General features: G+C 59.9%; 1 protein-coding gene. It reads left to right on the top strand.

The features are described from left to right. A partial coding sequence (locus J8I87_RS43670) for an ATP-dependent Clp protease ATP-binding subunit (protein WP_209938838.1) occupies positions 1–2,469 on the top strand: 2,469 nt, incomplete at its 5' end. Positions 2,470–2,602: the final 133 nt, after the last annotated feature.

The following is a 2,602-nucleotide window of genomic DNA, read 5'->3' as shown; positions in this document are numbered from 1 at the left end:
GTGCTCGCTGATACCGACATCGTCGCCGCGCTGTTGAAAGAACTGAAGTTGTCGCCGCAAGACATCAAGGGATACATCGACCAGCACGCGCAGACGGGAACTGCCGAACCCGACACGCCGCTCGACAGGATGACGATTTCCCCGCGTCTGAAGAAGGCATTTCAACACGCGTTTCAGGCGTCGCGCGATCTCGGGCATTCGTACGTCGGCCCCGAACATCTGCTGATCGGCCTCACGGCCGTGCCCGACAGCATCGCAGGCGCCCTGCTCAAAAAGTATGGCGTCACGCCTGAGGCATTGCGGCAGAAAGTCGTGAAGGTCGTCGGCAAGGGTGCCGAGGACGGCCGTGTCGATACGCCGACGGGCACACCGAATCTCGACAAGTTCGGACGCGACCTGACGGCAATGGCGCGCCAGGGCAAGCTCGACCCTGTGCTGGGGCGCGCACAGGAAATCGAAAGCACAATCGAGGTGCTCGCGCGCCGGAAGAAGAACAACCCCGTGCTGATCGGCGAGCCGGGCGTTGGCAAGACAGCGATCGTCGAGGGCCTTGCGCAGCGGATCGTCAATGGCGATGTGCCCGAGGTACTTCGCGGCAAGCGGCTCGTCGAAGTGAACATCAATTCGATGGTGGCAGGCGCCAAGTATCGCGGTGAATTCGAGGAGCGCGCAAAGCAGATGATCGATGAGGTCACTGCGAAACAGGACGAACTGATCCTGTTCATCGACGAGTTGCATACGATCGTCGGCGCAGGCCAGGGCGGCGGTGAAGGCGGACTCGACATCGCGAACGTGCTCAAGCCCGCGCTCGCACGTGGAGAACTGAGCCTGATCGGCGCAACGACGCTGAACGAATACCAGAAGTACATCGAAAAGGACGCCGCGCTCGAACGGCGTTTCCAGCCCGTACTGGTACCGGAGCCGACTGTCGAGCAGACCATCGTCATCCTGCGCGGGCTGCGCGACAAGCTCGAAGCGCACCATCAGGTAACGTTTGCCGATGATGCGTTCGTCGCCGCTGCCGAATTGTCCGATCGCTACATCACGTCGCGCTTCCTTCCGGACAAGGCCATCGATCTGATCGACCAGGCCGCCGCACGCGTGCGCATCGGCGCCACTTCGCGGCCTGCCGACATGCAGGAACTCGAAGCCGAGATTGCGCAACTCAAGCGCGAGCAGGATTACGCGTCGTCGCGCAAGCGCTTCGACGAGGCGAAAGGCTTCGAGGATCGCATCAACGACAAACAAAAGGCGCTCGAAGAGCAGACCGAGACGTGGCAACGTAAAACCGGTTCCGAAACGCTGGAGGTGACCGTCGAAGCGATCGCGGAAGTTGTCTCGCGCCTCACGGGCATTCCCGTGGCCGATCTGACGCAGGAAGAGCGCCAGAAGCTGCTCAAGATGGAAGAGACGCTGCGTGAAAGAGTCGTGGGACAAGACGATGCCGTCACCGCGGTGAGCGATGCGGTGCGTATGTCGCGCGCGGGGCTCGGTCAGACTCACAAGCCGATCGCGACCTTTCTGTTTCTCGGACCGACGGGCGTCGGCAAGACGGAACTGGCGAAAGCGCTTGCCGAAACCGTATTCGGCGATGAACAGGCGGTGATCCGCATCGACATGTCCGAATACATGGAGCGTCATGCAGTGGCACGGCTCATCGGCGCGCCGCCCGGCTATGTCGGCTACGACGAAGGCGGTCAGCTCACCGAGCGCGTCCGACGTCGCCCGTACAGTGTGATCCTGCTCGACGAAATCGAGAAGGCTCACCCGGACGTGAACAACGTGTTGCTGCAGGTCTTTGACGATGGACGGCTGACGGATGGGAAAGGCCGTGTCGTGGACTTCAGCAACACGATCATCATCGCGACCAGTAATCTGGGTGCGTCGATCATCATGGAAAACCTCGAGCGGCCCGAAGCCGCCCGCATGACCGAAAAGGCCTTGCGCGACGAATTGATGACGGTGCTCAAGGGTCACTTCCGCCCCGAATTCCTGAATCGTCTCGACGAGATCATCGTATTTCACTCGCTGTCGCGCGAGAACATCCGCTCGATCGTTCAGATCCAGATCGACCGCGTCATCCGCACTGCTGCAGCGCAAGACATCACGCTCAAGATCGACGACTCCGTCATCGAGCATCTGGTCGAAGCGGGTTACCAGCCTGAGTTCGGCGCTCGCGAACTGAAACGGCAGATTCGACAGGAAATCGAAACAAAGCTCGCGAAGGAAATGCTCAGCGATGCACTCAAATCAGGTGATACCGCCGACGTCACTTATGACAAGAACAGCGGTGAGGTCAAATTCAACAAGGTAGCATCGGCATCGAAGCCGGCGAAAGAAAAGCAGAAAGCAGGCAACGAACACGATGCGCAGGCAGAAGGCGACGCGGCGATACCACCCGCGGTTTCCGCGTCCAGCAAGGGAAGCAAGAAGCGTGGAGCGACCGGGTCCGGGAAGGAAAGCAGGTGAATCACATGGACTTTGTTTTCAGGTGACGTGCTTAGCGATCAGACTTATTTCACCGTTTGCCGCCCTTACCCGTTCCTTCCCACTCTTTATATATACGAAAAGGCATCGGTTGTGCGCTCCTGACAAGAGCGCA

Source organism: Paraburkholderia sp. LEh10 (assembly GCF_017814945.1).
Taxonomy (GTDB): Bacteria; Pseudomonadota; Gammaproteobacteria; order Burkholderiales; family Burkholderiaceae; genus Paraburkholderia.
This window is presented reverse-complemented; position numbering and strand designations above follow the sequence as displayed.